We start from the raw sequence: 439 nt of genomic DNA, 5'->3' as shown, positions 1-439 counted from the left end.
CGATTGAACCATGCCATCCAGCGATCTGGCTATCCCATTCTTTGACTACAAGTCCCATGTCTCCATCGACCGGAAGTTCCGGTTCATCCGCGAATGGAAGACGACRGATGCCGCCGCCAGTGATGGYGCGCGATTGAGAGAGGGGCTGTTAGATAAAACCAATACGGCCTCAAGCGTTTGGGCTGATACAGCTTATCGCTCGAAAGCGAATGAGGACTTCATGGACAAAGAGGGTTTTGTCTCAAAGGTTCACAGAAAAAAGCCGCATCTCAAGCCTATGCCCCGACATATCCAGAAATCGAATGCTGGAAAGTCCGTGATCCGATCGCGCGTCGAGCACGTCTTTGCCGACCAGAAATCACAGACGGGATTGTTCATCCGAACTGTCGGTATCACCCGGGCCACCATGAGGATCGGGCTGGCCAATATCGTCTACAAC

General features: G+C 52.6%; 1 pseudogene. It reads left to right on the top strand.

From position 1 onward, the window contains the following. Nucleotides 1–22: 22 nt before the first annotated feature. A pseudogene (locus tag KP705_RS17830) lies at nt 23–439 on the top strand (transposase); the annotation flags it as partial.

This window comes from Gluconobacter sp. P1D12_c (assembly GCF_018812105.1).
GTDB lineage: Bacteria > Pseudomonadota > Alphaproteobacteria > Acetobacterales > Acetobacteraceae > Gluconobacter > Gluconobacter oxydans_A.
This window is presented reverse-complemented; position numbering and strand designations above follow the sequence as displayed.